Source organism: Lutibacter citreus (assembly GCF_003260195.1).
In the GTDB taxonomy this organism is placed as follows: Bacteria; Bacteroidota; Bacteroidia; order Flavobacteriales; family Flavobacteriaceae; genus Lutibacter; species Lutibacter citreus.
Genome location: NZ_QEIH01000002.1, coordinates 161,668 through 169,431 on the forward strand (window position 1 = coordinate 161,668; position 7,764 = coordinate 169,431).

General features: G+C 29.5%; 7 protein-coding genes. 4 read left to right on the top strand and 3 right to left on the bottom strand.

The annotated features are described in order from the left end of the window. Positions 1-125: 125 nt before the first annotated feature. The 4 genes from DAD81_RS03810 to sufD are packed head-to-tail and all read left to right on the top strand — an operon-like array spanning position 126 to position 3,991. Positions 126-455, top strand: coding sequence for a HesB/IscA family protein (locus tag DAD81_RS03810; protein ID WP_111706913.1), 330 nt, complete (start codon positions 126-128; stop codon positions 453-455). Between the two features lie 9 nt (positions 456-464). Then, positions 465-1,913 (top strand): Fe-S cluster assembly protein SufB, encoded by a 1,449-nt coding sequence (sufB, locus tag DAD81_RS03815; RefSeq protein WP_111706914.1) that lies wholly within the window; start codon positions 465-467, stop codon positions 1,911-1,913. 11 nt (positions 1,914-1,924) lie between these two features. Next, positions 1,925-2,662: a Fe-S cluster assembly ATPase SufC gene (gene sufC / locus DAD81_RS03820; protein ID WP_111706915.1), complete on the top strand. Its 738-nt coding sequence runs from the start codon at positions 1,925-1,927 to the stop codon at positions 2,660-2,662. 6 nt (positions 2,663-2,668) lie between these two features. Continuing rightward, positions 2,669-3,991: a Fe-S cluster assembly protein SufD gene (sufD, locus tag DAD81_RS03825; protein ID WP_111706916.1), complete on the top strand. Its 1,323-nt coding sequence runs from the start codon at positions 2,669-2,671 to the stop codon at positions 3,989-3,991. A 64-nt stretch (positions 3,992-4,055) separates the two neighbouring features. On the opposite strand, the gene DAD81_RS03830 is transcribed toward sufD, so the two are convergent. The 3 genes from DAD81_RS03830 to DAD81_RS03840 form a co-directional block, all read right to left on the bottom strand. Beyond that, on the bottom strand, positions 4,056-5,153 hold the full coding sequence (locus DAD81_RS03830; RefSeq protein ID WP_111706917.1) for an OmpA family protein: 1,098 nt from the start codon (positions 5,151-5,153) through the stop codon (positions 4,056-4,058). 88 nt (positions 5,154-5,241) lie between these two features. After that, positions 5,242-6,837: an OmpA family protein gene (locus DAD81_RS03835; protein WP_111706918.1), complete on the bottom strand. Its 1,596-nt coding sequence runs from the start codon at positions 6,835-6,837 to the stop codon at positions 5,242-5,244. Between the two features lie 18 nt (positions 6,838-6,855). Next, positions 6,856-7,758 carry a PorP/SprF family type IX secretion system membrane protein gene (locus DAD81_RS03840; protein WP_111706919.1) on the bottom strand — a complete coding sequence of 301 codons (903 nt, stop codon included), beginning with the start codon at positions 7,756-7,758 and terminating at the stop codon, positions 6,856-6,858. Between the last annotated feature and the right edge of the window lie 6 nt (positions 7,759-7,764).

Sequence of the window (7,764 nt, forward strand, 5' to 3'; positions counted from 1 at the left end):
GTTAAAATATAAATTTTGAATAAGGAACATCAATAGTACTATCAATTATATTCATTATATATAGTACAAAAACACGTTTTTTCTCCTATATTTGCACTAATTTAGAATTAATCTATATAAGCAAAATGATAAAAGTTTCAGATATAGCAAAAAAGAAAGTTATAGAGCTTATGACTGATGACGGCTTTGACCCACAAGTTGATTTTGTGAGAGTTGGTGTTAAAAGTGGTGGTTGCTCAGGACTTTCATACGATTTAAATTTCGACAAAGAAAACCAAGATGATGATAAAGTTTTTGAAGACAATGGCATAAAAATTATTGTAGATAAAAAAAGCTTTTTATATTTGGTGGGCACAACATTAGAGTATTCTGGTGGATTAAACGGAACTGGATTTGTATTTAACAATCCTAATGCACAACGCACTTGTGGATGTGGCGAAAGTTTTTCACTTTAAAAATTTGTAATGAATAAATTTACTGAAGACGATTTAAAAAAAGAACTCGAAACTAAAGAGTACGAATACGGGTTTTATACTGATATAGAAGCTGATAAGTTTCCTATTGGTTTAAATGAAGAAGTTGTAATTGCAATTTCTAAAAAGAAAAATGAACCAGATTGGATGACTGAATGGCGTTTAGAAGCTTTTCGTGTATGGAAAGAGATGGAAGAGCCTGATTGGGCAAATGTTAATTACGAAAAACCAAAATTTCAAGACATTAGCTATTACTCAGCCCCAATTCAAAAGAAACAATTAGATAGTTTAGATCAAGTTGATCCTGAATTATTAAAAACTTTTGAAAAACTTGGAATTTCAATAGATGAACAAAAACGGTTATCAAATGTAGCTGTTGATATTGTTATTGATTCTGTTTCTGTAGCCACAACATTCAAAAAAACATTAAACGAAAAAGGTATTCTTTTTATGCCAATTTCAGATGCAATACAGGAACATCCAGAACTAGTTAAAAAATATTTAGGAACTATTGTACCTACTTCTGATAATTTTTATGCAGCATTAAATTCAGCTGTTTTTTCAGATGGATCTTTCTGTTACATTCCAAAAGGTGTTACTTGTCCAATGGAACTTTCAACATATTTTAGAATAAATGAAGGTGGAACAGGACAATTTGAACGTACTTTAGTTATAGCAGACGAAGGAAGTTTTGTAAGTTATTTAGAAGGTTGTACAGCACCTGCTCGTGATGAAAATCAATTACACGCAGCTGTTGTAGAGTTAATTGCTTTAGATGATGCTGAAATTAAATATTCAACAGTTCAAAACTGGTATCCTGGTGATGCAGAAGGAAAAGGTGGAGTTTACAATTTTGTAACTAAACGTGGATTGTGTGAAAAGAATGCAAAAATTTCTTGGACACAAGTTGAAACTGGAAGTGCTGTTACTTGGAAATATCCAAGTTGTGTATTAAAAGGTGATAATTCGGTTGGCGAATTTTATTCAATTGCTGTAACTAATAATTACCAGCAAGCAGATACTGGAACAAAAATGATACACTTAGGTAAAAACACAAAAAGTACAATTATATCTAAAGGTATTTCTGCCGGACATTCACAAAATTCATATAGAGGTTTGGTTCATGTTGGAGCACGTGCAAAAAATGCTCGTAACTTCTCTCAATGTGACTCCTTATTAATGGGTAATTTATGTGGAGCTCATACCTTCCCATATATTGAAGCAAAAAACAAAACAGCACAAATAGAACACGAAGCAACAACAAGTAAAATAGGTGAAGACCAATTATTTTATTGTAATCAACGTGGTATAAATACAGAAAAAGCCATTGCTTTAATTGTAAATGGTTTTGGTAAAGAAGTATTAAATAAATTACCAATGGAGTTTGCTGTTGAAGCTCAAAAATTATTAGAAATTAGTTTAGAAGGATCCGTAGGATAAAATATATAAAAATGTTAGAAGTAAAAAATTTACACGCAAGCATAAACGACAAAGAGATTTTAAGAGGTATAAATCTTAGTATTAAACCAGGTGAAGTTCACGCAATTATGGGACCTAACGGTTCTGGAAAAAGTACACTTTCAGCCGTAATTGCAGGAAAAGATGAATATGAAGTAACTAAAGGATCAGTTATTTTAAATGGTGAAGATTTAGCTGATTTAGCACCAGAAGATAGAGCACATAAAGGTATTTTCTTATCTTTTCAATATCCTGTTGAAATTCCAGGAGTAACAGTTACCAATTTTATTAAAACTGCAATTAATGAGACTAGAAAGGCAAAAGGTTTAGAAGACCTTCCAGCTAAAGATATGTTGAAGTTAATTCGTGAAAAAGCCGATTTATTAGAAATTGATCGTAAATTTTTATCACGCTCGTTAAACCAAGGTTTTTCAGGTGGAGAAAAGAAACGAAATGAGATTTTTCAAATGGCTATGTTAGAACCAAAATTAGCTATTTTAGATGAAACAGATTCAGGTTTAGATATTGATGCTTTAAAAATTGTTGCAAATGGAGTAAACAAGCTTAAAAGCAAGGATAATGCAGTTATTGTAATTACACACTACCAACGTTTGTTAGATTATATAGTTCCTGATTTTGTACATGTTTTACACAATGGTAAAATTGTTAAATCTGGAGGTAAAGAATTAGCTTTTGAATTAGAAGAAAAAGGTTACGACTGGTTGAAATAAAACACTATGGAATTAAAAGAAAAATTAGTTTCTTCATTTTTGGCTTTTGAAAACAAAGGTAACTTGGATTTAGATTCAAATGTTCACTCATTACGTTTAAAAGCAATTCACAATTTTGAAAAGGAAGGTTTTCCTACAAAAAAGAATGAAGAATGGAAATACACCAGCTTAAAATCTATATTAAAAAAAGATCTTGGTTTATTTCCGTCAACAGATAAATCAATTGGATTTAAAGATATTAAAGAATATTTGATTAATGATATTGAATCTTACACATTAATATTTATTGATGGTGTATTTAATTCATTTTTATCAGACACAACACATGATAATTGTGATGTTTGTGTTTTATCATCTGCTTTAACACGTCCAAAATATAAAATGATTGTTGATAATTATTTCAACACCATTGCAAAAGAAAACAATAGTTTAGCGGAATTAAATACAGCTTTTACAACAGAAGGTGCGTTTATAAATGTCCCTAAAAATACTATTGTTCAAAAGCCAATTCAAATACTAAACTTTTCAACTGGTATTGAAGGTGAAGTAATGCTTCAACCAAGAAATTTAGTTGTTGTTGGTGAAAATTCTCACGTTCAAATAATAGAACGTAATCAGAATTTATCTAAAAACACAACTCTAACAAATTCAGTTACTGAAATTTTTGTTCATAAAAGAGCTATTGTTGATTTTTACAAAATTCAAGATGATACGAAAGATTCATCTTTAATTGACAGTACTTTTGTTTCTCAAAAACAACAAAGTGTTGCATCTGTTCATACGTACTCGTTTGGAGGAAAAATTATTCGTAATAATTTAGAGTTCTATCACGAAGGTGAAAATATTACTTCAAATTTAAACGGTATATCAATTTTAAACGATAAGCAACACGTAGATAATCATACCTTAGTAAACCACAAGTATCCAAATTGTGAGAGCCACGAGCTTTATAAGGGTATTTATGATGATAAATCAACAGGTGTTTTTAACGGAAAAGTAATTGTACAACAAGAAGCACAAAAAACAAATGCATTTCAACAAAACAATAATATTTTAATTAGTGATGGTGCTACAATTAATTCGAAACCACAATTAGAAATATTTGCTGACGATGTTAAGTGTTCTCACGGTTGTACTATTGGTCAATTAGATGAAAGTGCATTATTTTATATGCAATCTCGAGGTATACCAAAAAAGGAAGCCAAAGCATTATTATTATTCGCCTTTGGAAATGATGTTGTTGAAAAAATAAAAATCCCACAATTAAAATCTAACATTACAAAACTAATTGCCAAAAATCTTGGCGTTGATTTAGGTTTTGATTTATAAGATTATTTAAATCATAAAAAATGCCACTTTATAAAAGTGGCATTTTTTTTATTCAATTTCTTAGTTATTCTTCACTTACTACTTCAGGATTTAAAATAACAAATTCTGTTCTTCTATTTAATTGATGCTCCTCTTCGGTACATAATACTCCATTTGAACATTTATTAACCAATTTGCTTTCTCCATAACCTTTTCCAGTTAATTGGAAAGGATTAATGCCTTTGTTAAACAACCAAGAAAGCACAGAATTAGTTCTTTGCCTGGATAGCTTTAAATTATAGCTGTCATCTTCTTTAGAATCCGTATGCGATCTTATTTCAACTTTAAGCTTTGGAAACTTCTTTAATAAAAATTCAACTTTTACTAATTCAGATACGCCGTCTTTTCTAATACTATATTTATCATTATCAAAGTAAATTGGTTTTATATCTATTTTTAAAATTCCGCGTTCCTTGCTTATAACTTTTTTAGACCAAGAAACAATTGAGTCATGTTTAAAAATAATTTGATCTTCTTTTTTACATTTCAAGTAAATAGGTTCTGCTATTGGGTAATCATCGTTTAAGTCAAAATCCTTTAAATAACCTTCATTTCCATAATTTTCAAATTCAACAGAAGTTACGTGTATAAATTCAAACATTACTCTACTTGTAGGCCCTTCATTTTCTTCAACGGCACCAAAAGTATCAATGCTTGGAGGATTATTATCTAAAATTAAATTTGTTTCGCTTGAAGTGCCTATTGATTTTAAATTTTCATTACAGTTTGTAGATAAAGCCTCATTATTAGGACCATCAATATCATTAATAATAAATCTTAAATTAGATGGTGGAATTAGCGTTTTTTGGTCAGATTTTAAAAAAGTAAATCGGATAATACTTAAATTATCAGGTATACCTTTTAAACTTGACAATGAAATATATCTTATATTATCTCCATTAATAGTAAATATACCATTTTCAGAGCCTTCTAATTTTTGCGCTCTTATATAAGCAAGAGAAGGAATTTGAGATGATTTTGCACTAAACAGCGCACAACTTGTCTCATTTCCCAATACAACATTTGTAACAGCTACTAAATGGTGGTCCTGACCAAAGCTTTTAAATATAAAAACTATGATTAAAATAACTATTACAAACCATTTATTACTCACACATTTCATTAACCACAAGTTAATCAAGTTTTAACTTTTAATTCAAAAAAAAACCACTAATAATTATTAGTGGTCTTTAAAATATATTTAAAACTTTTTAATTGTCTTCGTTTACTACTTCTGGATTTATAATTATAAATTCTGTTCTTCTATTTAATTGATGTTCTTCGTCTGAACATTTTACACCATTAGAACAATTATTAACCAATTCTGTTTCTCCAAATCCTTCAGCTGTTATTCTTGTAGGATCAATACCTTGATCAATTAACCACTCTAAAGAAGCTTTTGCTCTTCTATTGGATAAATCCCAATTGTATTTATCTGAAGCTCTACTATCAGTATGAGATCCCAATGCCACTTTAATTTTAGGATATTTTTCCATTACTTTTAAAACCTTTCCTAGCTCAACTGCCGCATCTGATCTAATAAATGATTGATTTAAATCAAAATAAATAGGATCTATTTTCACCATTAATTGTCCACGAACATTAATAAAATCGTTTGTTGTTAAATTTAAATCCAAAGCCAACTCTAAATCAGCCTCATTTGAAGTCTCAAATGCTTCTTGGTCTTTTAAATAATATTCTTTAGTTCCAATAACCTTATATGGTGTTTCACAATTTACTTTAAATGTAAAAGATGCAAATTTATCGGCAATTACACTTTCAATTTTTTCTCCGTCTTTTCCATATAAAGTTACTAAAGTTCCTGGTAATAATGCTTTGGTAGTTTTATCACGCACAATTCCTTCTACTATTTGATTACATTCAAGCTTAACAGGTATTAATTCTTCAAAATAATAGATATCATCGTCTCCTTTTCCTCCTTCTCTATTTGAAGAAAAATGACCCCAATTTTTTCCTGGTTTATAAACCAATGAAAAATCATCCTTATCGCTATTCATAGGAACGCCAATATTTACAGCAAGTTTAACAGCTTCTTTACCAACTATTTTTGTTTTATAAATATCCAAACCTCCGTAACCATCAATGTAACCATTTGATGAAAAATACAACACATTATTATCATCTATAAAAGGAAACATTTCTTTTCTTCTAGTGTTTACATTTGGCCCTAAATTAACAGGCTCTCCATAAGTTCCGTCTTTATTAATATCAACTACAAAAATATCTGTTTCCCCAATTGACCCAGGCATATCTGAAGTAAAATATAATTTATCCTCTAGCTTATTTAGAGATGGGTGTCCTGTCTGGTATTTATCACTGTTAAATGGCATTGGAACTATATTTGACCATTCTCCATTTTTATCTACAGTTGCTTTATACAATTGTATTAAAACCCAGCCATCATCATCTTTCGCTATTTTTTTATTAATATAATTATCTCTTGAAAAATAAACAGTTTTTAAATCTTTTGTAAAAGCAACATTAGACTCATGGTATTTGGTGTTTATTGTTTCTGAAAAACTTTCAATATCCTTAATCTCACCATCAGTAGTTAATGTTCCTTTAAATAATTCTAAATACGGTTGTTTATTTAAATACCATTTTCTTTTTCTAATAGATTTATCTTTTCTAGATGAAGCAAATACGGCCTCATTCTTTCCAAAATAAGTGACACCAAAATCAGATAACTTGGTATTCTCAGAAATGTTTTTGATACTATAGTTAACTTCTTGTGCATTCATAAAAGAAGCACAAAACAATAGTATTATAAGTGTAATTTTTTTCATATTATTTCTGTTTTATTATTAAAAGAATCTAGGACTCTTAATATTTTTTACATTAAAATCAAATAACAACATAATTTCATGAGATCCAGAATTAAAATTTCCAAATTTTGAAGTTGTATGATCATAGGCATACCCCACTCTAAAATCTTCATTTACTTGAAACCCTATCATACCACTAACAGAATCATCAAACCTATGAGACAGCCCTAACTCTATTTTTTCATCAATTAATAAATTAACAGATAAATCAACAGATATTGGCGCTCCAGAAGTTGCTTTTATCATAGTAGATGGTTTTAATTTTAAATTATCAGCTACATCAAACACATAACCAGAAGTTAAAAAATAATGCATTTTCTCTGAAGCTGTACTTACAATTCCTCCTTCTTTTTCAAGATGTTTGGTTTCTAAAAAATTTGGAGCAGACAAACCTGCATAAAATTTGTTTGTATAATAAAAAACACCAGCTCCAAAATTTGGAGAGGCTTGGTGTATTGGTATATTTAATGGATCTGGATCAACAGTTATAAACTCTCTAACATCCATAAATGTAATACCACCTTTTAATCCAAATGCTAACCTTCCTTCTTCAGAAGTAAAAATAGTATATGAGAAATCTGCGTATACATTATCCTCTTTAACCGGTCCTATTTCATCATGAATAACAGATAAACCAAGCCCAGTTGCTCTTCCTATAGGCGAATGTGCAGATAAGGTTACTGTTTTTGGAGCTCCTTCTACTCCTACCCATTGTGTTCTTCCCAATAAACCAATACTTGTAATACCTTTTGAACCTGCATAGGCTGGGTTCAAAACATTCATATTATACATATACTGAGTATATTGTGGATCTTGTTGACCATAAACTGTAGTAATGGACATTAAGATTATAAATCCAAAAAGTAATTTAAATTTTTTCATAAACCT